The organism is Paraburkholderia sp. SIMBA_030, from assembly GCF_046535245.1.
Lineage (GTDB): Bacteria > Pseudomonadota > Gammaproteobacteria > Burkholderiales > Burkholderiaceae > Paraburkholderia.
Map to the genome: position 1 here is coordinate 1 of NZ_JAWRXB010000962.1, position 258 is coordinate 258.

The 258-nt window shown below is 37.6% G+C and carries 1 protein-coding gene; it reads right to left on the minus strand.

Features of this window, described 5'->3' with window-relative positions; genetic code table 11:
• The coding region (locus SB772_RS42880; RefSeq protein ID WP_410838879.1) for a methyltransferase domain-containing protein at positions 1 to 258 on the minus strand (258 nt) is incomplete at both ends.

Here is a 258-nt window from a genome sequence, read left to right on the forward strand (position 1 = left end):
CATTATAAATCGGCGTAAACTTAAAATTGAAATGAGAATGTTTTGTATGGATATGCTTGTTGCACCAGTTAATTCCTTTTTCTACCGCATCAAAGCCATCATAGGTTCCCTCTGATAATACTTCAGTCAGGGCAACGGCAGTTCTTCCTATTCCACATCCTACATCCAGTACATGATCTGTACTTTTAAGATCAATGTATTTCTGTAATACTTTCGTCTGACGGATTCCATGTGAAAGGAAATCACTGCTTCCTACAT